The sequence below is a fragment of the Candidatus Palauibacter scopulicola genome (assembly GCF_947581915.1).
In the GTDB taxonomy this organism is placed as follows: Bacteria; Gemmatimonadota; Gemmatimonadetes; order Palauibacterales; family Palauibacteraceae; genus Palauibacter; species Palauibacter scopulicola.
Genome location: NZ_CANPWG010000038.1, coordinates 1 through 24565, shown reverse-complemented (window position 1 = coordinate 24565; position 24565 = coordinate 1). Strand labels below are relative to the sequence as shown.

Sequence of the window (24565 nt, the reverse complement as noted above, 5' to 3'; positions counted from 1 at the left end):
GGCTGGGCCGTTCAGGCGAGGTCGACCTGAATGTCGTCCCCGTCGATCCGCACGTCGAAGCGCCGGACCGGCATGACCGCCGGGAGCGCCCTCGGCTCGCCAGTCGCGAGATCGAAGCGCGCCCCGTGGAGGAGGCAGGTGATCTCGCCCGCCTCGACCTCGCCGTCCGAGAGCGGGAACTCCTCGTGGGAGCAGCAGTCCTCGAGCGCGTACACCTCGCCCCCGCTCCGGATAAGGGCGATCGCCAGGTCCTCGGCCATCACCCCGCACGTCCCGTTCTCCGGTACATCGTCGACCCTGGCCACCGTGACGAATCGGCTCATAGCCCGATCTTCTCCTCGATCGCTTCGCGTACGCGCGCCCGCACCCCCTCCATCGGAAGGCGGCCCAGAACCTCGTCGAAGAACCCGAACACGAGCAGGCGCTCGGCCTGGCGCCGCGTGAGGCCGCGGCTCATCAGGTAGAAGAGTTGCCCGTCCTCCACCTGCCCGATCGTCGCCCCGTGCGAGCAGCGCACATCGTCGGCCTCGATCTCCAGGTTGGGAAGCGCGGAGGCATGAGAGCCCTCGCTCAGGAGCAGGTTGCGGTTCGTCTGGTAGGCGTCCGTGAGCTGGGCGCCCTTGTCGACCCGGATCAGCCCGCGGAACACGCTCGACCCCGAGTCCGTGAGCGCCCCCTTGAACAGCAGATCGCTGTGCGCGTGCGGCGCCGCGTGGTGCTGCAGCGTGTGGTGGTCGAAGTGCTGGTCGGAGTCGCCGAACCAGAGCGCGAGCATCTCGCTGTCGCTCCCGGGCCCGTCGAGACGGCTCGTGACGTCCGCCCGCGAGAGGTCGCCGCCCAGCGTGACGTTGAACGTCACGATCCGCGAGTCGCGGCCCGCGGCGACGTGCTGCGTCGAGAACCGCTTCACGCCCCGGCCGAAGCGCTGGAGCGCGACGTACTCGATCCCCGCGCCCCCCTCCCCCGTGATCGTCGCCCCGTGCAGCGAGACGGTCTCCGCATCGAGATCGTCGGAGAGGAACTCGTCGATCACCGCGGCCCGCGCGCCCGACTCCGCGTACACGAACGAATGTGCCGAGGAGAGCGTGCCCGCCCGCTCGACGATGTGGAACGCGTGGATCGGCGCCGGCATCTCAACCCCGCGCGGCACATGCAGGAAGTAGCCGCCGCCCAGGAGGGCGAGGTGCAGCGCCCAGAGCTTCTCCTCCGCGGGCCCCGGCTGCGCTTCGAACAGCGCGCGCCTCAGCACCTCCGGATGCCGGTCCGCCGCGTCCCGGATCGAGCACAGGACCACGCCGCTCCGCGCCACCTCGGGTTCGAGTTCGAGATGCGCGACCCGCCCCTCGCGGAGCACGACGACGCCCGCCCGCTCTCCGGAGCGCCCGAGCACCTCGCGCACATCCGCCGACAGCGCTTCCGACGTGGCGGGCGCCGGGACGACCGGCGTCAGCGTCTCGAAACCGACCTTCGTGAGGTCCGTGTACCGCCATTCCTCCGACTTCTTCGTCGGCCAGGGAAGGGCGGTGAACCGTTCCCATGCGGCGGCCCGCGCCCCCGCGATCGCTTCCGGCTCCGTCAGCCTGCCGGCAAGCATATCGAAATCCGCCGTGGCCAGCGTCGACTGCGCCGGCCCGGCCGTCATCGTGCTCATATCCCGAGAATCCCTCGTCGTCCGTGTCCGGGAGTGGGAGTTCGGACGGCTATCCGACCGACCCTTCCATCTCCAGTTCGATCAGCCGGTTCAGTTCGATCGCGTACTCGAGCGGCAGCTCCTTGGCCACCGGCTCGATGAAGCCGCGCACGATCATCGCCATCGCCTCCGCCTCGTCCAGGCCACGGCTCATCAAGTAGAAGAGCTGCTCGTCGCCCACCTTCGATACCGTGGCCTCGTGCCCGATCGACGCCGTGTTCTCATCAATCTCGATGTAGGGGTAGGTGTCCGTCCGAGACTGCTCGTCGAGCAGCAGCGCGTCGCACTCGACGTTGGACTTCGCGCCTTCCGCGCCGTCATACACCTTGCACAGTCCGCGGTACGAGGAGCGCCCGAGCCCCTTCGAGATGGACTTCGAGGTGATCTGGGACGTCGTGTTGGGGGCGGCGTGGATCACCTTGCCGCCCGTGTCCTGGTGCTGGCCGTCCCCCGCGTACGCGATGGAGAGGATCTCGCCGTGCGCCCGCTCTCCGACCAGGAAGCACGACGGATACTTCATCGTGAGTTTCGAGCCCAGGTTCCCGTCGAGCCACTCCATCTTCGCGTCCTCGTGCACGAGCGCCCGCTGCGTGACGAGGTTGTACATGTTGTTCGACCAGTTCTGGATCGTGGTGTAGCGGAAGCGCGCGCCCTTCTTGACCACGATCTCGATGACGCCGGAGTGGAACGAGTCCGTCGAGTAGACCGGCGCCGTGCAGCCCTCGATGTAGTGGGCCTCGGCCCCCTCCTCGCAGATGATGAGGGTGCGCTCGAACTGGCCCATGCGCTCCGCGTTGACCCGGAAGTAGGCCTGGAGCGGAATCTCCACCTTCACCCCCTTCGGGATGTAGACGAACGATCCGCCCGACCACACGGCCGAGTTGAGCGCCGCGAACTTGTTGTCGTGCGTCGGAACGACGGTCGAGAAGTACTGCCGGAACAGCTCCGGGTGCTTCGCGAGTCCATCCTCGATCGACTCGAAGATCACGCCCTGCTCCTCCCACTGTTCCTTCAGGGAGTGGTAGACCATCTCGGACTCGTACTGGGCTCCGACTCCGGCGAGCGCCTTACGCTCCGCCTCGGGGATCCCGAGCTTCTCGAACGTGTCCTTGATCTCCTGCGGGACATCGTCCCAGGACCGCTCCATCTGGTCCTGCGGCTTGAGGTAGAAGTAGATCTCGTCGAGCGTGTCCTCGAGCTTCGAGAGATCCCCGCCCCACTTCGGCATCGGCTTGGAGTAGTAGACGTCGAGCGCCTTCAGTCGGAACTCGAGCATCCAGTCCGGCTCCTCCTTGTGATGCGAGATCTGTCGGACGATGTCGCTGGAGAGGCCGGGGACGGCCTTGAAGACGGGCTTGTCCTCCGTGACGAAGCCGTACTTGTACTCGTCGAGCCCGAGCCCGGCGATGGTCTCGTTCTGAGGCATGGTTCTTCCACCTTCCCTTACGGAGTCAGACGGCCGCCGCGGCCTGATGCAGCCAGTCGTACCCCTCGGCTTCCAGCTTGTCGGCAAGCGAGGCGCCGCCGCTTTCCGCGATGCGGCCGGCCATCATCACGTGCACGACGTCCGGCTGGATGTAGTTGAGGATCCGCTTGTAGTGCGTGATGAGCAGCACGCCGAGCGCCTCGTCGGCTTCCGAGAGGCGGTTCACTCCGCGGGCCACGACCTTGAGCGCGTCGATGTCGAGTCCGCTGTCCGTCTCGTCCAGAACTCCGAGCGCCGGCCGAAGCACGGCCATCTGCAGGATCTCGTTGCGCTTCTTCTCGCCGCCGGAGAAGCCGTCGTTCACATACCGGGTCGCGAAACCCGGATCCATCTTCAGCATCTCCATCTTCTCCGTGAGCGTGCGCTGGAACCCGAACACGTCCATCTCCTCGCCCTCGCCCAGCCGCGAATTCACGGCGGTGCGCAGAAAATTGGCGATCGAGACGCCCGGGATCTCCGCCGGATACTGGAAGGCGAGGAAGATCCCCGCGCGGCTCCGCTCATCGGGCTCCAGCTCGAGGACATCTTCCCCCTCGAACAGGATCTCTCCGGCCGTCACCTCGTACGCGGGATGGCCCGCGATGACCTTGGCGAGCGTGCTCTTGCCCGAGCCGTTGGGTCCCATCAGCGCGTGCACTTCGCCGCGCTCGAGGTCCAGGTCGACGCCGCGGAGGATCTCCCCGTCCTCGCCTTCGACCTTCGCCCGGAGTCCGCGTATCGACAGAAGCGGTTCTGACATTCGTGTCCTCTTGGTGCGAAAGGCCGGCCGCCCAGGGGCGCCGGCCTGGAAATACAGCGTTCAATTCAAGATGAACCGATAACGATTATCGGCGGGACAAAGTACGCGGCGCACGGCCCCATATCAAGCCTCGTTGAGACCCGTTCTCAACCGTGGTGACGTGATCGCGGCCCGCCGGTCTCCGTCCGCTTCGAGTATCGGCGGCCCGCTGCACGCACTTCGGCGCAACCGTAGGTTGGCGGCCATGAAAGCGGCCTACTTCGAACAACACGGGGGGCCCGACGTCATCCGCATCGGCGACCTGCCCGAGCCGGCGGCGGGCCCCGGCGAGGTGCTGATCCGCGTGCGCGCGGCGGGCCTCAATCACCTCGACCTGTGGACGCGGCGCGGTCTGCCGGGACTCACGCTGACGATGCCGCACATCGGAGGGTCGGACGTGGCGGGCGAGATCGCGGCGACCGGGGCTGGCGTGGAGGGCTGGGCCCCCGGCGACCGGGTCGCCGTAAACCCGGGCCTCTGGTGCGTCGACACCGACTGCGAGTGGTGCGCCCGCGAGGTGCACCCCCTCTGCACGACGTACCGCATCCTCGGCGAGCACGTGCCCGGCGGCTTCGCGGAACAGGTAGCGGTGCCGGCGCGCAACCTGGTCCGGCTGCCCGATGGCTTCCCGTTCGCGACCGCGGCCGTGGCGCCGCTCGTATACCAGACGGCGTGGCGCGGACTCCTCTCGCGGGGGCGGCTGGCGCCCGGAGAGACGGTCCTCGTCACCGGGGCGTCGGGCGGCGTCTCCACCGCCGCGATCCAGATCGCGAAACACCACGGGGCGCGGGTATTCGCGGTCACGAGCGGCCCGGAGAACGTACGGCGCGTGGAGGCGCTCGGAGCGGACCTCGTCATCGATCGTCTCGAGGAGGATTTCTCGCGGCGCGTGTGGATGGAGACGGGGAAGCGCGGGGTCGACCTCGTCCTCGACAGCGTGGGCGCGGCGACGTGGGAGGGTTGCGTGCGCGCACTGGCGCGCGCGGGCAGGATGGTCGTGTACGGTGCGACGACCGGACCGCAGGGCACGCTGAACATCGCGCGCCTGTTCTGGAGTCAGACGTCGGTCATGGGGACGACGATGGCGACGCGTGCCGAGTTCGAGGCCGTGATGGGGCTCGTGCTGGACGGCACACTCACGCCGGTCGTCGATGACGTGTGGCCGCTGGACCGGGCGCGCGAGGCCCACGAGCGGCTGGAGGCGGGCGGCGTCTTCGGGAAGCTCGTCCTCGAGCCGTGAACCCGGCAGCGGCTCCGGGGCGCGCCGGGCGGTTCCGGAGCCTCGCGGAGACCGCCTTCGACATCCTCGTGATCGGCGGCGGCATCTCCGGCGCGGCCGTCGCGCGCGACGCGGCCCGCCGCGGTTTTCGCACCGCTCTCGTCGAAGCCGCGGACTTCGCGTCGGGCACGAGCAGCCGTTCTTCCCGTCTCGTCCACGGCGGCCTGCGCTACCTGGAGCACTTCGAGTTCGACCTCGTGTTCGAGGCGAGCCAGGAACGCCGGACCCTGCTTCGGATCGCGACCCACCTCGTCCGGCCGCTGGAGTTCCACTTTCCCATCTTCCGGGACGGCCGCGTCGGCCGGAGGAAGCTGGACGCGGGGCTGTGGCTCTACGACGCGCTCTCGCTGTTCCGGAACATCGAACGCCATCAGATGCTCGACGCCGAGGGGATGCTCGCCCGTGAACCGGAGCTGCGCGCCGAGGGGCTGCTCGGCGGCGCGCGCTATTTCGACGCCCAGGTCGACGATGCGCGGCTCGTCCTCACCACCGTCGTAGCGGCCGTCGAGGCCGGCGCGACCGCGGTCAACCGGGCCGAGGTCGTACGTGTCGACGCCTCCGACTGGCCGGGCCACCGGGCGCGGGTCAGGGACGTGGAGAGCGGAAGGGAAGTGGAGGTCGACGCGCTTGCGATCGTCAACGCCACCGGCGTGTGGGCCGAACAGATGCTCGACCGCGTCACCGCGGGCTCCCGGGGGCCCGCCCGGGGCGGGGAAGCGGCGCCCGCGGTGCGCATCCGTCCTTCGCGGGGGACGCACATCCACGTGGCGCGCGAACGGGTGGGGCACTCCGGCGCTCTGATCTTCGAGGCGCCCCAGGACGGCCGTGTGATGTTCATCCTTCCGTGGCGGGAGGACCTGACCCTCATCGGCACCACCGACGAGTTCTTCGACGGCCCGCCGCACGAGGTCGCGGCCACTCCGAGGGACATCGCCTACCTGCTCGAGGCCACCCGTCGCCTGCTCCCCGCCTCGAGGCTGGGACCGGAGGATGTGGTCAGCGCCTGGGCCGGCCTGCGGCCGCTCGTCGCGCCGCCCGCGGCCGGCGCCGACGAGGGCGCCATCTCGAGGGAGTTCGAGGTCCATCAGCATCCCCCGGGCGTCTTCACCCTCAGCGGAGGAAAGCTGACCTCTCACCGGCACATGGCCGAGACGACGGTCGATCGCGTGCAGTCGTTCCTCGCGCCGGCGGGCGTGAAGGCGCTTCGGAAGGTGGACACGGACAAGGTTCCGCTCCCCGGGGCGCGGTTCCGGGATCTGGACACGCTCCGCGGCCGGATCCGGGCGCGTGCCCGCGAGCAAGAGCTTGAGCGCGCCTCCGCCGACCGGCTCACGCGCGCGTACGGGACGAGAGCGAACCGGGTGCTCGACCTGGTGGAACGAAACCCGCGGCTCGGTGAGCGGGTCGTTGCCGAGCGGCCGCACCTTCTCGCCGAAGCGGTGTATGCGGTGCGGAGCGAGATGGCCCTGCACGTCGAGGACATTCTCTTTCGACGGATGCGGGTCGGCCTCGAGACGCGCTCCGGAACGCCGGAGGCCGCGCGCCGCGTCGCCGAAGTCGTGGCCCCGGAGCTGCACTGGACGGAGGAACAACGGATGGAGGAAGTGAAACGGGCGCTGGCCTTCCGGGCGGTGGACGACGGAGCGATCCGCGAACTGGCGGCCCGCGCGAAGGAGGCCCACTGAAGCGGCGGGCTTTCCGGCCGGCCCCCGCGCTTTCCGCGCTTGCCTGCCTCGCGGCCGCGTGCGCTCCCGCGGACGATCCCCCGGATTCGTCCGGGGTCCCGCCCGATTCCGTGCTGTCTGGCGGCAACGCCGGGCTCACCCTGCTACCGGGCGAGGGTCCGACCCGCGAATACCGGATCCTGCTGGTCAATCCGCTCGACATCGACGCGTACGTGTTCGCCGCGGCCGGAGCCGGAAGCGTGGTGCTCGACACGGTGCCGCGCCGGGATTCCGTCCGCGTGAACATTCGGGTGCGCGCCGACCTCGTCCGGCTCGAGGCCCGGGGCGCGGAAGGCACGGTCCTTGCGGAGACCGATCTCGCGCTGGCCAGGGATGCCCTCAACCGCTGGGTCATCGAAGCCGACGCTTCCGTCCGGCGTGTCACCATTGGGCGAGAGAATTCGTTAAACGGCAGGAAGGCCTTATACTATGGGAGCGATCTGTGTCCGGATCCGGCGTTCGGTGCGGCGTTAGGTGCAGGGACGATGGAGGAGGGGGGACGCCATGAAGAAGCTGAGGATCGTGCTGGCGCTCGCCGCGAGTATCGCGATGATCGTCGTCGGGCAGCGTCAGGTCGGCCAGAAGGATGTGCGGGCGCAGAAGGCGGACATCCAGGGAGTCGATTCCGAAAACGAGGCCTTGTTCATCTAGCAGCCCGTGGAAAAACCCCGCGTCAGCGCCGAGAGCGGTGAAGCGATCGCCTGACAAGGAGCGACGAGGGAGCATAGCAGCGCTACGCGACCGAGGAGCGACGCAGAGCGGAGCGTTTCAGGCGAGATGCAGTGCCGCTCGAACGCAGCGGGGCTTTTGCCACGGGCTGCCAGGCCGGCTGGCGGCCTCGCCGGTCTCTCCGTCTGAAGAGCCGTCGGGCGCTCTCGCGTCGGACGGCGACGGAGGATGACACGTGCGGGGCACCGGATGAGTCCAACAGGGGTTTTCCCACGGGCTGCCAAGTGTAGTGTCGCCCGACGGATCGGCTTGCGGCGTCGGGCGCTCCGAATCGCCCTCGCGCTGCCCGCGGTGGGGCTCGTCGCGTGCTCCGGAGAGAGCTTCGGCCCGCCGCCCCCGTTTTCGAATTGCTCGCTCCCCCTCGCGAACTTCACGGACGCCGGCGCGGAGCGCTCGAGTATCCCGGCGCTCAATAATCCCGACGTCGCCACCCGGCTCATCGCCCCCCACGTCGGTTACGTCAATCGCCGCGACATGGTGATCGGGCTCGAATTCAACGGGCAGCCCCTCGCCATCCCGCTGAAGCTCCTCTGGTACCACGAAGTTCTGAACCTGCAGGCCGAATCCGACCCGGCCGACCCGAGTGCGACGGGAGAACGACTCACGATCACCTATTCGCCGCTTACGGGGTCGGTCAGCGTCTTCGATCCGGAACCGAGCGATACGCCCGACTTCGTGGTATCCAACTACGTTCTCGACAACAACCTCGTAATGGACGACGGCTCCGGGACGCTCTACCCGCAACTGACGCGCTCCGCCACCTGCGGCCCGAGCGACGGCAGCAGCCTGACACGCGTGCCGTACGAGTTGATGGTGTACGGGGCCTGGCTCCAGGTCTTTCTGGACACCTGGATCGCGACGCGCGCGACGGGGCACGACTTCCTCTACACGCTCTATCCGTACGGGAACTATCGGGACCCGGACAACGCCTCACTCTTCTATCCGACCTCCGCCCCGATCGATCCCCGCCGCAGGCCGAAGGAGCGGATAGTCGGCGTCCCGTCGGGAACCGGCGGCATCGCGTTCGCCATCGCGGACCTGAGAGAAGTCGCGGCCCGGGACCAGGAGGGTCAGAACACGTCCGTTTGGGCCGCGAGCGCCGTGGCGCGCGGAGAACCTGTCGTGGCGTTCTGGAACTCGACCGCTCAGAGCGCGAGGATCTACCGCGCTCGCGCCAACGGGCGGCCGCTCACGTTCGAGGTTGTCGATGGTCGTCGGCAGGACGTGGAGACGGGGAGCGTGTGGAATTTTGCGGGCGAGGCCGTGGACGGACCGCTGGAGGGAGAAAGCCTCGAAGCGCATCCCGAGGCGTACCACGCGTTCTGGTTCGCCTGGGCGGCGTTCCAGCCGGATACGGAGGTGTGGGTTGCCCCGATTCCCCTCACCGGCTCCGCCGACTTCGTTCCGGCGGACGACGCGGCGCTGCCGCCTCCGGATCCGGATCTGGTGAGGCGGCGTCCCCGCTAGGGCAACGCGGGCAGCGGGTACTTCTCGAGCCAGGCGAATCCGAGTGCGTCGCTGTGGACCAGGTAGGCGCTTTCCGCTCCGAAGGCGACGAGCCGCCGGTCCTCGGGCAGTTCCACCTGCGCGAGGCGCTGTCCGCCGCCATCGAACACGTCGTACAGGTGCGCTTCCCCCGCCGGCACATGACGCCGGACCCACGCCCGGCCCGCCGCATCGACCGCGACCGCCCCGGCCGGGATCACCGGCTTCGCATCGGGCCACTCGAAGTCGGAGGGATCCAGGTCGCCCGCGCCCGAAGGCGCGCGGCTCATGGACATCCGCATCCCACTCCCGTCATCCGTGGCCTCGACGCGCAGACCGCCCCCGAGGCCCTCGATCCACTCATTCTGGTCCGCCCGCCGCACCCGCACCGGTTCGTAGGGAATCTCGGGCCCTCGCGTGACCCCGCCCGCGCGATCCAGCCACTCCAGCCGGTAGCCGTCCGCGCGCGCGACCGCCACCCGGCCGTCCCAGGCCACGTTCCACGCATCCTGGTTCGAGAACGGCACCGGCCGGATGTTCACGCTGCGGTTGTTGGCATCCCCCGACTCGACCCGTGTCTGCGCGGCCAGCCGCACCCGTCCGACCTCGGAGATGTCGCCCGTCGCCGGATCGAAGCGCGCCACCGCCGCCGAATCCGACGTGCCCGCCATCCCGTCGAGCCGCCGCTGAAAGTAGATCCCGCCTTCGCGGTCGGTCCCCACCGGGATCATCATCGTCATCCCGGTATTCGGCGCGCCCTGGGCGATGGGCCACGTCTCGCCGAAGCTGAGATCCGCCTCGATGCGGGTGAGCCGGGCGTTGCCGAGGTCGACGAGCAGCGTCGCGCCGTCCGGAAGGGGAAAGAGGCCATCCGGCGTTCGATACTCCTGCGGCCCCTGGCCCGTGTTCGTCAGCGTGTCCGCGCCGCCCCCCGGCGTCCACGCGATGACCGCGGCGCCGAAGCCGTCCGCGATGAGCACGCGCCCGTCCTCGAGTTCTCGCGCGCCGCGCATCGAGCCGAGTCCGTCCTCGAAGGTCGCGCTCGCCGTCCCGAATGAAACCCGCGGCGCCTCCTGCGCCTCTCCCACGCGGACCGCCGCCGACAGCGTGATTGCCGCCAGCGCAATCGCCGCCAGCCCGATGCGGGTCGCACCGGAGTTCCGTGCCGTGTTCATCATCGAATCCCCGCCAGTCCTCCTACCAGTTCTCTTCGGGCTCGTCCCACGTCTGGGCCCAGAATTCGTCCTCCTCGGCCCTCGCCAGCTCGAGATCGACCGGTTCGACATCCTCCGCGTCCACGCGACCCACCGTCTCGATGCGCCGCACGATCTCGTCCGTCACGCCGCTCCGGGTCGCGCGGCGCAGCCGCCGCCGGACGCGCCAGCCGACCACCGCCACCAGCACCGCAAGCGCCACGAAGATGTAACCGGTCACCGCTTCTCGCTGCTCTGGCAGCCCGTGCAAAGCCCCGCTGCGTTCGAGTTTCGCCACGGGCTGTCCGCCGTCGGGCTGTGGCGGGAACGGCGTCGCTCCCGCCCCACGAAGCTAGAGTCCGAGCCAGTGCTCGAACTTCACGAGGAAGATATTGGTGGAGGGAATCCGCGCGAGGTCGGTCAGATCCTCGCCGAGGCGGAACGAACCGTCGTTGCGGAACGACTGCTGGTCTCGGCTCCAGACGAGGAACACGGTCGATCCGGGCCGATACTGCCAGCGCAGGACGAGGTTGGAGCGGAAGGACTTCACGTTGAAATCGGGATCCGCGAAGCCGAAATCCGCCCTCCCGTCCCGGTTGGCGTCGACCTGGTAGAGCCCGAAGCCGTTCGCCTCCAACCGCCGGATCTCGTTCTCGCCGTACGTTCGGAAGCGGTCCGAGAAATCGGACGCCCGTGGATCATCGACCTCCATGAAACGGTCGTAGCTCCCCGCGCTCACGAAAGGCTGGGCGTAGAACTGAAGCGAAAGGTCCGGGCTGAACGTGTAGTTCAGGCGCGTCGTGATCGAGACCGTCTGCTGGCTGAGGCGCGCGAACACGTAGTGTGTTCCGTCGGGCGCGCTCGGTCGCGAGACGAACTGCCACGCCTGCTCGTTCCACTGCAGGCTGGGACCGATGTTGAGCTGGAGGCGGCTCGATGGCTGGAGCCTGATGTTCGGCGACAGGCCGAAGCGGCCGGTCGCGGTGTGGTACTCTCCTCCGGCGTTGAAGACGGCCCCGAGCTGAACGGGCTTGCGGGAATCCGTGAACATCCCGCCCCAACTGCTCCACTGGCTCGGCTGGTAGAGCGTGGGACCCCCGCGCAGCGCCGTGGTGGCGAGTCCCGCCCACTCCTGGTTGAACCCGGCGAAGCCGCGCCAGAAGTTCTTGAGCTGGAAGTTCCCGTTCACGTTGCCGCCCGTGAACTGCCGTTCGCCGCGGAACGTCCAGCCGGACCACGTGGCCGCGTTCACTCCCCAGTTCCGAAACGGCCCCTGCGGCCGGAACTGCTCGTAGTTCACCCAGATCGCTCCGACCCGGTAGTCCGAGTTCTGCTGGAATCCGAGGTCGTTCGCCTCGAAGCCGGGCGACCGGTTCTCACCGAACAGTCCGTAACGCCAGTTGCCGCCTCCCACCTTGGAGAAACTGACCGTCGACGTGCTGCCCGAGAGACGCGTGCGGGTGGGGTCCAGTCCGTGCCTGGAGTCCGGGCTCTGGAAGTAGTGGACGGAGGAACGCTGGATGCGCTCGATCGCCTCCGGACTCCCGCTCACCGTGCTCCCGATCAGATGGCCGCTGATCTCGTAGTTGCCGTTGGCAAACCGATGCCGGAAGTCGACCCCTCCCGTGTACGCCTGGTCCGCCAGGAAGGAGAGCGCCCCCCCGGAGTCCAGGCGCCGGTTCGTGGCCGTGGCGATGAGGCCGACCGCGCTCTCCCCGTCGCGGAAGTCCCGGATGATCCGCCCCACCGCGTAGTTCGTCACCGGTTCGACCACCTGCTCGCCCAGCGTCCCCCCCGGGGTGGAGAACTGCGCCATCTCGCTCGAGGTGAGCGCGTCGAGGAAGCCGATGGACCACCCGTTCGCCGTCTTTCCGGACAGCTTCGCCGCGCCGAGTATGCTCGTCGCCGCCGGCACGTCGCGGTAGTCGGCCGGGCCCGTCACGGACCCCTGGGGCGCCCGCCCGATGCGGCGGCTGTAGAAGAGCGATTCGTTGTTCTGGTCGTCGCCCGGGCCGACGGAAAAGCCGAAGATGTCGGATCCCTCCTGGAAGAACGGCCGCTTCTCGGGAAAGAACGTCTCGAACGCCGAGAGGTTCACGACGGACGGATCCGCTTCGACCTGACCGAAGTCGGGGTTGACGGTGACGTCGAGCGTGAGGTTCTCCGTGATTCCGTACTTCAGATCGCCTCCCACCGTCTGACGCAGGGCAGTGGCGGTGTAGAAGGGATCGGCGGCGGTGCCGGGCGCCCGCGTCGCCGAAGAGAGGACGTAGGGCCGTACCTCGAGATTGCGGCGCGGCCGGAGGTCCCGAAGGTCGCGCAGCGTGCCGAACGCGGAGACGAGCCGCGAGCCGTCCTCGGGCAGGGGCGACCACACGCTCGCCTCCTCCAGGCGGGCGATCTCCCGCCGGAAGTTGATGCCCCACGTGCTTCCGGCGCCGTCCTCGGAGGATCCGGCGAACCGGAGCTGCGAGAGAGGGATCCGCATTTCGGCGGTCCAGCCGGTCTCGTCCGTGCGCGTCGCGCTTTCCCACACCGCGTCCCAATCGTCGTCCGCCTGCGTGTCGGAGAACAGCAGCCCGTCGCTCTGGACGCCCGCCACGCTGACGGCGAAACGGAACGCGGTGCGGCGATCGAAGTAGCTGTCGAACGCGACGTGAAAGATGTCCGTCGTCACCTGCTCGTCGCGGCGGGCGAGCCGGCGGATGATCCCGGCGGGGTCGCTGTCGTACATCCGCGCGCCGACGTAGACGGCGTCGTCCGTGTAGAGGATGCGGACCTCGGTGCGCTCGCTGGCGGGCTCGCCCGGGTCGGGCCGGAACTGCACGAAGTCGCGGGCAGTCGGGGCCCCGCTCCAGGCGGGTTCATCCAGCCGTCCGTCGATCTGCGGCGGCTCCGTGGCCCGGATCGCCTGCAACACGGGCGCCGCGGCGCCCCGCGCGGATGTCTCGCCGCCGGTCGCGGAATCCTGCGCCGCGAGCGGCGCGGCCAGGCCCATCAGCAACCCGAACGCCGCCAGCCGGCGCACCGGACCGGCGGAATCTATCAAGAACGAGGAAAACCCCAACGTAAACCTTCCTTAAGTCAGCCGAACCCCGGCGGCCCGTGGTCAACCCTGCTGCCACGGGCTGCTCACCTTGCGAAGTAGGACGTGTCGAGCCGCCGAAAGGTTGCGGTTCGTCGTGGCCCGTCGCGTTCTTTCCGGGAACGAGGCTGGTTGAAAAAAAGTTGCAGCGGGTCAGCCGCCGGCGTCGGCCTCCAGGCGGGCGATCTCCGCCTCGGACGCGATGTAGCCGAACCCCGCCCAGCCGGAACCCTCGAGGATGCGGCGGTACATCTCCGCCGCCTGCGCCTCGCGGCCGTTGTAGAGGTGCCAGGTCGCGACCCCGTAGGCGACCGCCACGCCCGCCGGATCTCCGCTCTCGGGATCCCACAGCTCGTCGGCGTCGAGTTCCCCCTTGTACATGAGGAGGAGCCGGTGATAGCTGGTGTTCTCGATGACATCGAGATCCGCCGTCACCGGTTCGAGGACGGCCGCCGCCTCCGCGTCGCGGCCCAGACGGCGGAGCGCCATGTACCACCAGTGCGAGATGGCCACGAGCTGGTCCGGGTTCGTCGTCACGGCCATGTAGGCCTCGTAGGACGGAAGCGCGCCCTCGAAGTCGCCCTGCAGGTAACGGGCCAGCGCCAAGTGGTAGTGGATGTTCGACTGCAGCGTGCTCGTCGGGATGCCGCGGGCGTTGGGCTGGCCGTCCGGCTCGACCTCGTCCTCCTCGCCCCGCACGAGGCCGGCGGCGTGAGACAGGTCCTCGATGGCGCGGTCGAACTCCCGGACGCTGATCCAGCGGTGTCCCCGATGACGGTACATGCGTGCGTCGTCCGGGTGCTTCCCGATCCCCTCCGAGAAAATCTCGATCGCGTCGCGATAGGCTCCCGTGTACCCGACGCGCCGGCCGAGCCAGATGATCGCGTCCGCATCATCCGGATCCGCGTCGTAGTCCGCACGCGCCACTTCGATGTCCTGCGCCTGCTGCGCCGAAGCGGGGGACGGATAGAGAGGTTCGCCGAGGAGGGAGATCGCCTCCGCCCCCTCCGGGAGTCCGGCCCCGGCGGCGGGGGCTTCGCCGTCGTCCGCCGCCTCCCCGCAGGCCGCAAGGGCGAGCGCGAGCACGAGGGTTCGGAGTTCCATTCGATAGCGTTTCATCGTTTTCCTCGCGAGAGGGTTTCCGCGCGGCTCGCAAAACCCGGACCGGATCGCGAGCGTACGACGGACTGCCAGGGATCCGGCATCAGGCCGGGCCCCACCATCAAGCCGGACTCGCGGCGGCGCCGCAAGGGAGGTGGACATGACCGAGGAACACAGGGTGCCGGGCGAGAACCTCGTCCGGAAGATCAAGGAGATCATCCGGGAGGGGAACGTTCGCCGCATCTCGATCCGGAACGAGGACGGAAAGGAACTCATCGAGGTTCCGCTCTCCATCGGCGTCGTGGGGACGTTGATGCTGCCCGCCTGGGCGGCGATCGGCGCCATCGCCGCGCTCGTCACGAACTGCTCGATCGTCGTGGAGCGCGAAGAGCGCGAGGGAGAAGCGAGTTCCGCGCCGGTGCCCACCAATGGCGAGGACGGCGGATAGACGGAGCGGTGGTCTCGGCAACTCCGAACCGGACGGCTATCTTGAAGGAAGCGGCGTCTTCGCAGGGGCGCCTGATCCAGAACTGACGGAGGTTTCATGAAGAAGCGCTTACTGAGATTGTGCGTGTCGCTGGTCGTCGTGACCCTTGTCGCGGGCTGCGGCGGCGGCGACACGATGGACCCGGAGCCGCCTGCCCCCGCCGGGCCCCCCGACGTCTCGGGGACCTATAGTCTCGTATCCCTGTCCGGCGCGATCACTGGGGGGGCGACGATCGGACCGCCGATCGCGGTCGGAACAGCCATGCTGTCGCAGAACCCCGCATCGGGCGAGACGGCAACCGGCACGATGTCCATGTCCCTCACGGTGACGAACCCGCTGAACGGCGAGGTAACGGAAATCGCGGACCAGGGGACGTTTACGCTACGGACGGACGGGAGCTGGGAGTTTGCGGGGCAGGAGCAGCAGAACATCGGCACGTACACGCTGGCGGGGAACGTTCTCTCCGTCATCGTGACGGAGCCTCCGGCGGCCGCCGCGACTACAGTTTGGCAGCGGCAGTAGCGGGCGGGATTCGACGAAGTCTCACGGCAGGCGCCGCGCTCGTCTTCTTCTACATGCGCGCGGTGCTCGCCTCCTTCTACGCGCGGGCGGCGCTCGCCTCCTTCTACGCGAGCGCACCGCTCGCCGCCCAGGCCCAGGACGCCATCGTCCGCGGCCGCGTCCTCGATGCGGAGACGGGCGCACCGCTCGCCGGGGCCACCGTGCTTATCCGCGACACCCCGCTGAGCGCGACGACGCGGCCCGATGGCGGCTTCGGGATCGCCTCCCCCGCCAACGGGACCTTCACCCTCGTCGTCGTGGCGGACGGCTTTCGCGTCGCCGAACGCGAACTTCGGCCCGGTCGGTCGGGCGACCTCGACATCCTGCTCGAGCGCCGGCTGTTCGACGTTCCCGAGTTGACCGTGACGGCGAGCCGCTCCGCCGTCCGGACCGGCGAGGCTCCCGTGAGCGTCGCCGTGATGAGCGGCGACGAACTCGGCAACCGCGACGCCGTGACCCTCGACGAGGCGCTTCCGTTCGCGCAGGGCGTGATCTTCAATTCCGGCCAGATGGACATCCGGGGCGCTACCGGCCTGGCGCGGGGCGTCGGCAGCCGGGTTCTCATGCTCCTCGATGGCCACCGGGTGCTCTCCGGCGTGGGGGCGTCCATCGATTTCAGCGGCCTGCCCGTGCTGGACGTGGACCAGATCGAGATCGTGAAGGGTCCTCATTCCACGCTGTGGGGGACGAACGCGCTGGGCGGCGTCGTGAACGTGATCACGAAACGCCCGCCGGCGGAGCCCGAGACCATCGTCCGCGGCTACGTGGGGCTCTTCGATACGCCGTCCCGGCACTCGTTCACGGACGAGCGCCTGAGCAGGGAAGGGATCGCCCTGCAGCACTCACGCCGCATCGGCGACATCGGTACCACCCTCTACCTGGCCCGGGAGGAATCGGACGGGTTCCGGCAGAACGGCGCGCTCGAACGCTGGCGGATGCGGCTCAAGACCGTCTTCCCGGCGGAATCCTCCAATCCCTGGGAGATCTTCGTCAACTGGACGCGAAAGGAAGAGGAGGAGTTCTTCACCTGGCTGTCGCCGGACCGGCCGCTGGAGGTCGACCCGGCCGAACTCGGAGACTGGATTCGCTCGGACGACGTCGTCCTGGGCGTGACGGCCAATCCGATCGTCACGCCGAAGCAGCGCCTGCAGCTGCGGCCGCACGTCTACCACGCGCGCAACCAGAACCATTTCCACGACAACGAGGACTTTCACCGCTCGACGCGGGTCGGCACCGACGTGCAGTGGTCGTACTTCCCCAACCGGTCGCATTCGCTGACGATCGGGGCGGAAGGCGCCTTCACCGGCGTGACCTCGAACTTCCTGGAGCCGTCGCCCGATGTGACGGACCTCGCGCTGTTCGCGCAGGACGAGATCACGTTCTCGGACCGGGTTCGCGGCTCGTTGGGCCTGCGCGTCGACTACCACAAGGCCACGTCGGCGATGGAGGACCGGTTCGTCAATCCGAAACTCGGGATCGTCTACGAGGCGAGCGACCGGCTGAGCCTTCGGGGGTCCCTCAGCCGCGGATACCGGGCGCCGAGCGTGTCCGAGCAGTTCACGTCGACGACCCAGTTCGGCTTTCGCGTCATCCCCAATCTCGAGCTGCGGGGGGAATCCGCATGGGCCAGAGAGGTCGGGGCGACCGTGACCCTCACTGATCGCGTATGGCTCGATGCGGGCTTGTTCTGGAGCGACTACACGGACCTCATCGAACCTTCGCCGGCGCCCAACAACGTGTTCGTGTTTCAGTTCCGCAACGTCGCCGAAGCCATGGTGCGGGGCGTCGACGCGGGTCTGCGAATCGGCGTGATCCCGACCCGTCTGGACCTCAACGCGAACTACACCTTCCTCGACACGAGGGATGACCGGACCGGGCGCGCGCTCCCCTATCGTTCGCGCCACAACTTCACGGCCACGGCCACCGGGTGGAGGGGCGCGGTCGCCGTCGATTTCCGGCACCGTAGCCGGGTGGAGCAGGTGCTCGCCTTCCCGCTCGACGAGCGCAGCGCCATCAACCTCGTCGACCTGCGCGTGCGCACCCGGATCCTGGGGACCCGCGTGCAGGCGAAGATCGAGAACCTGTTCCAGAAGACCTACGTGGACGTGCAGGAACGGAGTCCCGGACCCACCCGCAGCTTCCGCCTCACCGTAACTCCGCGTTTCTAGCAAACCGGTGGCTCGCGGCAATCCGGGCGCCGGCGCGCCGGTCAGGGCACTCTTCGCGGTCGGCGTACTGGCGGCGTGCGGGCTGGTGGGCTGCGAACCGTCGCCCCGCGACGCGGCCGGCGACGTCACCCGGGACCGCCTGCTCGCGACGGACACGGTCCCGGCGGAGTGGCTGACCTCCGGCCGGGATTTCGGGGAAACGCGGTATTCGCCGCTCGGGCGCATTCACGTCATGAACGCGGCCGCCGTGGGCCTCGCGTGGGAGTACCCGTGGCGGTCCCACGTCGGCTCCGTGCACTGGGGGCTCGAGGCCACTCCCGTGGTCGTCGACGGCGTGATGTACTCGCCGGGCCCGTGGGGAAGCGTTGCGGCGCTCGACGCGGCGACGGGCGAGGAGATCTGGCGCTACGACCCTCAGGTTGACCCGAGCACCACGCGAAAGGGGTGCTGCGGCCCCGTCAACCGCGGACTCGAGGTGTGGGAGGGGCGCGTCTACATCGGCACCTTCGACGGCTGGCTGGTGGCGCTCGACGCGGCGACGGGCGAGGAGGTGTGGCGCGTCGACACGTTCATCGACCGGTCCCTCTCCTACACGAGCACCGGATCGCCGCAGATCGCCGGCGACGTCGTCGTCCTGGGCAACGCGGGCGGCGACTTCGGCGTGCGCGGGTACATCACGGCCTACGACCTCGAGACCGGCGATGAGGCGTGGCGCTTCTTCACCGTTCCGGGCGATCCGGACGACGGCTTCGAGCACCCGGAGATGGAGGCGGCCGCCGCCACGTGGGACCCGGACTCGGCCTGGGAGGGCGGGCTCGGGGGCACCGTGTGGGGCGAGATGGCGTACGACCCCGGGCTCGACCTTCTCTACGTGGGCACGGGGAACGCCTACCCGTACCCGATCTGGCACCGGAGCCCGTCGGGGGGCGACAACCTCTACCTCGTCTCCATCCTCGCCATCGACCCCAAGACGGGTCGCCTCGTCTGGCACTACCAGACCGTGCCCGGCGAGATCTGGGACTACACCGCGACGCAGAACCTCATCCTGGCCACCGTCGCGATCGACGGCCGTCCGCGGGATGTCCTCCTCCAGGCCCCCAAGAACGGTTTCTTCTACGTGCTCGACCGCGCCACGGGCGAACTCCTGCGGGCCGAGAACTTCGTGACCGTCACCTGGGCGCAGGGGATCGATCTCGAGACGGGCCGGCCGATCCCGAACCCCGCCGCGGATTATCGCGACGAACCGCGCGTCGTCTTCCCCTCCTCCGCCGGCGGCCACAACTGGCAGCCGATGTCCTTCAATCCCGAGACGGGCATCGCCTACATCCCCGCCCGCGAACAGGCCATGCTGTGGCGTTCGCTGGATGCGTTCGACCACCGGCCGGAGGTCGCCTACGAAGGCTTCGCGGCCTCCTGGCCTCCGTTCCCCGAGGAGTACGCGCACCTTGCCGAGGGTCTCCCCGACATCGGCCCCAACGAGTTTCTCCTCGCGTGGGACCCTGTCGCGGGGCGCGAGCTGTGGCGGGTTCCGCGCGGCAGCATGTGGAACGGGGGCACGCTCGTGACGGGCGGAAACCTCGTGATCCAGGGGACGGCGGCGGGCACGCTCGACTTTCATCAGGCCGACACCGGCGCCCGCATCCACAGCATCCATCTCGGCACCGGCGTGATGGCGGGGCCCATGACGTACGAGGTCGGCGGCGTGCAGTACATCGCGGTCATGGCGGGCTACGGCGGGCCGCGGGGCGCCGCCTATCCGCTCGGCTCGGCGGCGTACGACTACGACAGCGCCGGGCGGCTGCTCGTCTTCAGGCTCGACGGCGGGGATGTGCCGCTACCGCCCGCGCAGGTCGTGCCGACGACGCCGGAACCGCCCGATCTCGCGCTCGACGCGGCCAGGGTCCGGCGCGGGGCGGAACTCTTCGGGGTCCACTGCGGCATCTGTCACCGGGCCTCGGACGAGCACCTCTCCGCCTATCCCGATCTGCGGCGCATGGATGGCGGCGCCTGGGAGAGCTTCGATGCCGTGGTGCTCGGCGGCGCGCTCGCCGCGAACGGCATGGCCGGCTTCGGCGACCTTCTCTCGCTGGAGGACGCGACCGCGATCCGGCACTACCTTACGAGCGAGCAGCGGCGCCTGTGGGAGGCGGAGTCGGCCGCCGATCCCGCCCCGGACGGCCGCTGACCCCTCGGCCCCTCAGTTCCCCCCCTCAGTCCCCGGCGGACCGGCGGGTCCCTCCGCCTTCATCACGTCGAGTTCCACCGTCCGCTTCAGGTCCCGGTTGATGAAGATCGGGAACGTGTACCCGCCGTACTTCTGAAGCGTCAGGTTGTTGATGCCGACGACGTGATTGAAGGTGGCCGCCTTCCCCGGCGGGGCCTGGACCGAGAACCCGCCCGTCACCTTGAACAGTTCCTGTCCGTCCTCGTCCATGCACCGGATTTCGAGTTCGTGCTCCCGGTCGGTCTCTGAAGGCTCGGCCCGGATCCTGAGGACGAGCTGCATGGAGGGGTGGGTCACCGGCATGGCGCCGGCGAAGAGTGTGTCGAAGAGGCCCATGAGGTTGAGCTTGCCGTCGCTCGAGGTGTTGGCGGCGTCGGCGAGTGTGGCCAGCACGATTTCCATTCGTCGGTTCTCCAGTAGAAAAAGAAACAGCCCGCGGTCGGAGCGTCAGCCGAAGATGCCGCCCACGATCTCGAGGATCGCCTCGAACACGCTCGCGGCCGCATCTCCCACGGCGTCGAGCGCCGCCGGGGCCGCTTCCGCAGCGGCCGCCGCGGCGTGGCCGGCGACGTGCGCCCCCACGAAGACGAGGTCCGGCGCCCAGAAGAGCGTCTCGAACAGTACGTCCGCGCCGGTGTCCGCGGTGCGCGCGACGGCCCCTTCGCGTCCCCGCGCGACGAGCCGGTCCCGTTCCAACTCCCAGATCGCCTCGAGTTCGTGGTGGTCGAACCACACGCCCTTGCACCGCTTGCACACATCGAGCGTGAGCGAGGATTGGCGGACCTGCAGCATCCGGGTGTCGCAGGCGGGACAGTTCAGGCGGGTCTTGGCCCCGCACGCAGCGCACTTCGGCACGTCGCGGTCCACGAACGCGCGGCACGCGTGACACTGGGCCCGGTGCCGCTCCTCCCGCGCCGGAATCCGCGCCCACAGCGACTCGGGCCGCTCGGAACGGAGGCGCTGCACCTCCCCCAACTCGAACCACATGCCGCCGCAACGGGCGCAATGGTCGAGCGTCAGCGGACCGGCGGCGTCTCCGGCCCCGGCCTCGAGAGACGTCTTCTCCATCGTGGTCCCGAGACATACGGGGCACGGCCAGCGCGTCTCGATCACGGTTGCGCCGCCGTCCTCACGATTCCAGCAGCCCCCGCGCGGACTCCTTCTCGGAGAGCCGCCGCACGTCGTGGAAGTCGTACACGAGGAGGCCGGAGTCCGTGATCTCGATCTCGGCCATCTCCCGCGCCATCAGCTCGTTCAGGATTTCCTCGGCCGTCGTCGTCGGTACCGCCAGTTCCCCGGCGACCTCGACCGCCGTCAGCCGCCCGCCGTGGCGGCCCGCCATCTTCAGGACTTCGGCCTCGAGGGTGTCGCGGCGGAGTTGGTCCCGCCGGTGTTCGATGCGGCGTCCGACCCCGAAGTGGCGCGCCAGGAGCAGGCCGCCGCCCGCCGCGGGCAGTCCGGCCGCGATGAAAAGTGCCACGAGCGTCCTCAGGGCGAGCGGGTCCGCGCCCGAGCGAACGGCCCCCCAGACCACGAACAGCGCCAGCGTCAGGAGAGCGACGCCTCCCAGGAGCCTGCCCACGGTGTCAGACTCCAGCCGCGACCGCGCTCACGCGGGGTCGCCCTCGTACACGAAGCGTTCGACCGCGCCGTGGATCCGCGAAACGGTCACGTCGCTCGGCGGGAGCGTGAACCGGCTCACCACGAAGGTCACGACGAAGTTCACCAGCAGTCCCCACACCCCGCCGTGCAGGCCCAGGGGATGGGGGAAGATGATGAGCGTGACGCAGAGCGTCGCGAGCCCCGCCCCGATGCCCGCGATGACCCCGGCCTTCGTCGTCAGGTGCCGGCCGGGGAAGCAGACCCCGAGGACGGCCGGCATCAGCTGCAGAGCCCCGGAACCCGAGAGGGCCACGAGCTGCACGAGGAAATCGAACGTGCTCACGGACAGGAAGTAGCCGACGGCGAGCAGGGCCACGACGATGAGCCGGCCGATGAGGATGTAGTGATTCTGGCTCGCGCCGGTGCGGATGTAGCGCTGATACACATCGCGTGTCAGTACCGTCATGTTCGCGTGCAACATCGAGTCGAGCGTCGACATCGCCGCCGCCGTCGCGCCGGCCAGAATCGCGCCCGTGAGCCAGGCCGGGGCGTACGCGAAGAGCATCTCGGGGAAGATCCGGTCCGGAATCGCGATGTCCGGCATCACCAGCGCGCCGCCAAGGCCCACGAGCGCCGCCGGGATGTAGAGCGTCATGAGATAGATCGGCGTCGTCGCGCCCAGCAGCTTGATCGTGCGAGCCGAGACCGCGGTGTAGTAGCGGATGAAGAGGTGCGGCTGGAAAACGATCCCGAACGAAAGCACGACGATCATCCCGAACCACATCCCCGGCGTGAAGAACCCCTCCGGCCCCGGAAGCGTCAGCAGGTCGGGTCGCTCCGCCGCCACCTGCCTCCACAGCTCGAGCGGTCCGCCGAACAGTTCGAAGGCGAGCACGAGCGCGCCCGCCCACACGGCGACGTACATCCACACGCCCTGGATCACGTCCGTCCAGTAGACCGCCCGCAGACCCCCCGCGATGAGGTAGCCCGCGGCGACCACGAGCAGGATCAGCGTCCCCAGTTCGAACGAGATCCGGTCCCCGGACGCGACCGAGAGGATGTAGCCCAGCCCCACCGCCTGGACCTGGATGTAGAGGATCGTGAACAGGACGGAGACGATCGCCGCCACCACCCGCACCGCATCCGACTCGTAGAAGTCCGCCAGCAGGTCGGCCGGCGTGATGTAGCCGAACGTCTTCCCCAGCGCCCAGATCCGGCTCCCGAGCACGTAAGTGATCGCGCCGACGAGCACGGTCCACGCGCCCGCCGCCCAGAACCCGATCCCGTGCGTGTAGAAGAACCCGCCCGAACCGAGGAAGGCGAACGCTGAATGGTAGGTGGCGACGACGGTGAGATAGAGGACGATGAACCCGGCCTTGCGTCCGTAGAGGAGAAAGTCCTCCAGGTCCACGGACATGCGCCGGTTCGCGATCGCCCCCAGCACGATCGTCGCCACCAGGTAAACGAAGATGAGACCCGTCGCAACGACCCACGGCTCCATCAGAGCCCCCGCCTCAGCAGGCGCATCAGAGCCCCCGCCTCTGCACCCGGATCAGTACGCCGATGAGGAGGACATAAACGACGAGCAGGTACACGTAGAGGAAGGGCAGGCCGCCGATCCACGGCTCGACGCGGTTGCCGATCCAGTACACGAGCGGCGGCTGCGTGAACGCGAACAGAACCAGGAAGAGGATGACGAGCCGGCGGCCCGTCGGCGTGCGCGGCAGGAAGTGCGACCGGAAGCGTGTCATGACGTCAAGCTAGCCGTCCCCGGGCGCCAGCGGCCAGCAGGCGTCAGCGGCCGGCGTCCTCGCCGACGATCGTCACGTCGAAGCGGTCGAGCACGAGGTCGATCGGGTTCGCGATCGTGAGCCGGCCGTCGCCGGCGAAGAGCAGGGCGACCGGTTTGCGGTCGTCCGGGCCCGCGTTACCGTCGCGGTCCAGGTCGCGCGCCACGATCAGGGAACCGGAATCGCCGCCCTTGCTGAAGTTGCAGCACACCATGATCTGACCGACAAAGCGGCCCACCTGCGACCCGGCCGACCCGTAGGTCACGTTGATCGACGCGTTGACCGCCTCCACCTCCCCGACTGTGAGGCGCGTCGTCCGCCCGTACTTCTGGACCTGCAGCCCCGGCTTCGCCGCCATCGTCGAGCTGCGCGGCGACCCATACCCCCCCACCGGCGTCTCCGGCAGCACCTCGTCCGTGCGCGCGATCGCCGCATCGATCCGGTTCGTGGCGAACGGCGACAGGACCACCGGCTCGAACGCCGTCAGCGTGCCGATCGCGTCTCCCGGATCCGAGCCGCCATCGACAGGTCCCGGCTGCAGGAGCACGTCGCCCACCTGTCCCTCGCCGCCCGGCACGAACACATGCCAGTTGCTGAGGGCGTACCGGCGCTCGCCATCGGTCACGACGGCGCCGATCGTGCCCGCCGTGGAGCGGGTGTGCCCCGTGGACACGCCCATGGGCACCGGCCGGTCGAAGCGCCCCGTGGGCACCGGCCCTTCGTCCGCCGAAACCGGGGCGTCGGGCTCCGGCGGCAGCACGCGGAACGGGCCGGCCGGCTCGACGGTGACGGGGAAGAGACCCAGCGCCTCCGGGATGCCCTGGAGGCCACGGGATACCGGGGAGGCGGCGGGGTCGACGAAGACCTTGATCGTCGGTGAGCCCGCGTCCGTAAAGCCGATCCCCACGCCGACCACGCCCGGGAGGGCGAAGAGCATCGACTCGTTGTCGCTCTGCACCTGCATGGCGGTGGCCAGCAACTCCTGGGCGGAAGCACCCGCGGGAAGCTGCGGCGGCCGCGTGGGGAGCGGCGGCGGAGGCAGCGTCGGGGGCCGCGTCGGCCAGGACGTCACCGTCCAGTGGATGCCGACCCCGACACACGTCAGGGCCGCGATGGCGATCGCGAGGACAAGGTTCCGGCGCGGCGTCATCGCCTGACTTCTTCCGCGCCCGTCACGCGTTGC

22 protein-coding genes are annotated in these 24565 nt (G+C 69.1%); 8 read left to right on the top strand and 14 right to left on the bottom strand.

Going from position 1 to position 24565, the window contains the following annotated elements:
• Positions 1-11: 11 nt before the first annotated feature.
• From RN743_RS06845 to sufC, 4 genes are read right to left on the bottom strand one after another with little or no spacing between them, the layout of a single operon-like run.
• On the bottom strand, positions 12-323 hold the full coding sequence (locus tag RN743_RS06845; RefSeq protein ID WP_310777999.1) for a non-heme iron oxygenase ferredoxin subunit: 312 nt from the start codon (positions 321-323) through the stop codon (positions 12-14).
• Positions 320-1651, bottom strand: a complete 1332-nt coding sequence (gene sufD / locus RN743_RS06840; protein WP_310777996.1) for a Fe-S cluster assembly protein SufD — start codon at positions 1649-1651, stop codon at positions 320-322. Before sufD ends, RN743_RS06845 begins: the two co-directional genes overlap by 4 nt.
• Before the next feature lie 49 nt (positions 1652-1700).
• Positions 1701-3116 carry a Fe-S cluster assembly protein SufB gene (gene sufB, locus RN743_RS06835; RefSeq protein ID WP_310777992.1) on the bottom strand — a complete coding sequence of 472 codons (1416 nt, stop codon included), beginning with the start codon at positions 3114-3116 and terminating at the stop codon, positions 1701-1703.
• A gap of 25 nt (positions 3117-3141) precedes the next feature.
• On the bottom strand, positions 3142-3915 hold the full coding sequence (gene sufC, locus RN743_RS06830) for a Fe-S cluster assembly ATPase SufC (RefSeq protein WP_310777988.1): 774 nt from the start codon (positions 3913-3915) through the stop codon (positions 3142-3144).
• 244 nt (positions 3916-4159) lie between these two features.
• Here sufC and RN743_RS06825 point away from each other — a divergent pair, with 244 nt between their 5' ends.
• The 4 genes from RN743_RS06825 (at position 4160) to RN743_RS06810 (ending at position 9153) form a co-directional block, all read left to right on the top strand.
• A complete protein-coding gene (locus tag RN743_RS06825; protein ID WP_310777985.1) occupies positions 4160-5194 on the top strand; it encodes a zinc-binding dehydrogenase in 1035 nt (344 codons plus the stop codon).
• Positions 5191-6918, top strand: a complete 1728-nt coding sequence (gene glpD / locus RN743_RS06820; RefSeq protein WP_310777983.1) for a glycerol-3-phosphate dehydrogenase — start codon at positions 5191-5193, stop codon at positions 6916-6918. Before RN743_RS06825 ends, glpD begins: the two co-directional genes overlap by 4 nt.
• Before the next feature lie 543 nt (positions 6919-7461).
• Positions 7462-7608 carry a hypothetical protein gene (locus RN743_RS06815; RefSeq protein WP_310777980.1) on the top strand — a complete coding sequence of 49 codons (147 nt, stop codon included), beginning with the start codon at positions 7462-7464 and terminating at the stop codon, positions 7606-7608.
• Positions 7609-7935: 327 nt separating this feature from the next.
• The gene (locus tag RN743_RS06810) at positions 7936-9153 is read left to right on the top strand and encodes a DUF3179 domain-containing (seleno)protein (protein ID WP_310777976.1); all 1218 of its coding nucleotides are present in this window, start codon (positions 7936-7938) and stop codon (positions 9151-9153) included.
• Here RN743_RS06810 and RN743_RS06805 read toward each other — a convergent pair.
• From RN743_RS06805 to RN743_RS06790, 4 genes are all read right to left on the bottom strand, one after another.
• Positions 9150-10349: a hypothetical protein gene (locus RN743_RS06805; protein ID WP_310777974.1), complete on the bottom strand. Its 1200-nt coding sequence runs from the start codon at positions 10347-10349 to the stop codon at positions 9150-9152. The genes RN743_RS06810 and RN743_RS06805 overlap by 4 nt on opposite strands.
• A 19-nt stretch (positions 10350-10368) precedes the next feature.
• Positions 10369-10605: a hypothetical protein gene (locus tag RN743_RS06800; RefSeq protein WP_310777972.1), complete on the bottom strand. Its 237-nt coding sequence runs from the start codon at positions 10603-10605 to the stop codon at positions 10369-10371.
• Positions 10606-10716: 111 nt separating this feature from the next.
• On the bottom strand, positions 10717-13413 hold the full coding sequence (locus RN743_RS06795) for a DUF5916 domain-containing protein (RefSeq protein WP_310777970.1): 2697 nt from the start codon (positions 13411-13413) through the stop codon (positions 10717-10719).
• Between the two features lie 189 nt (positions 13414-13602).
• On the bottom strand, positions 13603-14568 hold the full coding sequence (locus tag RN743_RS06790) for a hypothetical protein (protein WP_310777967.1): 966 nt from the start codon (positions 14566-14568) through the stop codon (positions 13603-13605).
• Positions 14569-14710: 142 nt separating this feature from the next.
• On the opposite strand from RN743_RS06790, the gene RN743_RS06785 reads away from it, so the two are divergent.
• The 4 genes from RN743_RS06785 to RN743_RS06770 all read left to right on the top strand — a co-directional run bounded on the left by RN743_RS06785 (position 14711) and on the right by RN743_RS06770 (position 19951).
• Positions 14711-14998, top strand: coding sequence for a DUF4342 domain-containing protein (locus RN743_RS06785; RefSeq protein ID WP_310777964.1), 288 nt, complete (start codon positions 14711-14713; stop codon positions 14996-14998).
• A gap of 96 nt (positions 14999-15094) precedes the next feature.
• Positions 15095-15559 carry a hypothetical protein gene (locus tag RN743_RS06780; RefSeq protein ID WP_310777961.1) on the top strand — a complete coding sequence of 155 codons (465 nt, stop codon included), beginning with the start codon at positions 15095-15097 and terminating at the stop codon, positions 15557-15559.
• Positions 15544-17766 carry a TonB-dependent receptor gene (locus RN743_RS06775; protein ID WP_310777958.1) on the top strand — a complete coding sequence of 741 codons (2223 nt, stop codon included), beginning with the start codon at positions 15544-15546 and terminating at the stop codon, positions 17764-17766. The genes RN743_RS06780 and RN743_RS06775 overlap by 16 nt, the downstream gene beginning before the upstream one ends.
• 7 nt (positions 17767-17773) lie before the next feature.
• Complete coding sequence (locus RN743_RS06770; protein WP_310777955.1) at positions 17774-19951, top strand: PQQ-dependent dehydrogenase, methanol/ethanol family; 2178 nt, start codon at positions 17774-17776, stop codon at positions 19949-19951.
• A gap of 12 nt (positions 19952-19963) precedes the next feature.
• Here RN743_RS06770 and RN743_RS06765 read toward each other — a convergent pair whose 3' ends face one another.
• The 6 genes from RN743_RS06765 to RN743_RS06740 are packed head-to-tail and all read right to left on the bottom strand — an operon-like array spanning position 19964 to position 24532.
• Positions 19964-20392 (bottom strand): hypothetical protein, encoded by a 429-nt coding sequence (locus RN743_RS06765; protein WP_310777952.1) that lies wholly within the window; start codon positions 20390-20392, stop codon positions 19964-19966.
• A 45-nt stretch (positions 20393-20437) separates the two neighbouring features.
• Positions 20438-21103 (bottom strand): zf-TFIIB domain-containing protein, encoded by a 666-nt coding sequence (locus RN743_RS06760; RefSeq protein WP_310777949.1) that lies wholly within the window; start codon positions 21101-21103, stop codon positions 20438-20440.
• A 16-nt stretch (positions 21104-21119) separates the two neighbouring features.
• Complete coding sequence (locus tag RN743_RS06755) at positions 21120-21572, bottom strand: hypothetical protein (protein WP_310777946.1); 453 nt, start codon at positions 21570-21572, stop codon at positions 21120-21122.
• Positions 21573-21599: 27 nt separating this feature from the next.
• Positions 21600-23093 carry a sodium:solute symporter family protein gene (locus RN743_RS06750; protein ID WP_310777944.1) on the bottom strand — a complete coding sequence of 498 codons (1494 nt, stop codon included), beginning with the start codon at positions 23091-23093 and terminating at the stop codon, positions 21600-21602.
• A gap of 25 nt (positions 23094-23118) precedes the next feature.
• Complete coding sequence (locus tag RN743_RS06745; RefSeq protein WP_310777941.1) at positions 23119-23343, bottom strand: hypothetical protein; 225 nt, start codon at positions 23341-23343, stop codon at positions 23119-23121.
• Positions 23344-23386: 43 nt separating this feature from the next.
• On the bottom strand, positions 23387-24532 hold the full coding sequence (locus RN743_RS06740) for a hypothetical protein (RefSeq protein WP_310777937.1): 1146 nt from the start codon (positions 24530-24532) through the stop codon (positions 23387-23389).
• Positions 24533-24565 lie beyond the last annotated feature (33 nt).

What these genes read in the sequence shown, in the direction of transcription:
- RN743_RS06790 (WP_310777967.1), bottom strand. Translation starts at nt 14,568, where the DNA reads ATGAAACGCTATCGAATGGAACTCCGAACCCTCGTGCTCGCGCTCGCC.
- RN743_RS06785 (WP_310777964.1), top strand. Translation starts at nt 14,711, where the DNA reads ATGACCGAGGAACACAGGGTGCCGGGCGAGAACCTCGTCCGGAAGATC.
- RN743_RS06825 (WP_310777985.1), top strand. Translation starts at nt 4,160, where the DNA reads ATGAAAGCGGCCTACTTCGAACAACACGGGGGGCCCGACGTCATCCGC.
- sufB (WP_310777992.1), bottom strand. Translation starts at nt 3,116, where the DNA reads ATGCCTCAGAACGAGACCATCGCCGGGCTCGGGCTCGACGAGTACAAG.
- RN743_RS06780 (WP_310777961.1), top strand. Translation starts at nt 15,095, where the DNA reads ATGAAGAAGCGCTTACTGAGATTGTGCGTGTCGCTGGTCGTCGTGACC.
- sufD (WP_310777996.1), bottom strand. Translation starts at nt 1,651, where the DNA reads ATGAGCACGATGACGGCCGGGCCGGCGCAGTCGACGCTGGCCACGGCG.
- RN743_RS06845 (WP_310777999.1), bottom strand. Translation starts at nt 323, where the DNA reads ATGAGCCGATTCGTCACGGTGGCCAGGGTCGACGATGTACCGGAGAAC.
- RN743_RS06765 (WP_310777952.1), bottom strand. Translation starts at nt 20,392, where the DNA reads ATGGAAATCGTGCTGGCCACACTCGCCGACGCCGCCAACACCTCGAGC.
- RN743_RS06815 (WP_310777980.1), top strand. Translation starts at nt 7,462, where the DNA reads ATGAAGAAGCTGAGGATCGTGCTGGCGCTCGCCGCGAGTATCGCGATG.
- RN743_RS06745 (WP_310777941.1), bottom strand. Translation starts at nt 23,343, where the DNA reads ATGACACGCTTCCGGTCGCACTTCCTGCCGCGCACGCCGACGGGCCGC.
- sufC (WP_310777988.1), bottom strand. Translation starts at nt 3,915, where the DNA reads ATGTCAGAACCGCTTCTGTCGATACGCGGACTCCGGGCGAAGGTCGAA.
- RN743_RS06750 (WP_310777944.1), bottom strand. Translation starts at nt 23,093, where the DNA reads ATGGAGCCGTGGGTCGTTGCGACGGGTCTCATCTTCGTTTACCTGGTG.
- RN743_RS06805 (WP_310777974.1), bottom strand. Translation starts at nt 10,349, where the DNA reads ATGATGAACACGGCACGGAACTCCGGTGCGACCCGCATCGGGCTGGCG.
- RN743_RS06740 (WP_310777937.1), bottom strand. Translation starts at nt 24,532, where the DNA reads ATGACGCCGCGCCGGAACCTTGTCCTCGCGATCGCCATCGCGGCCCTG.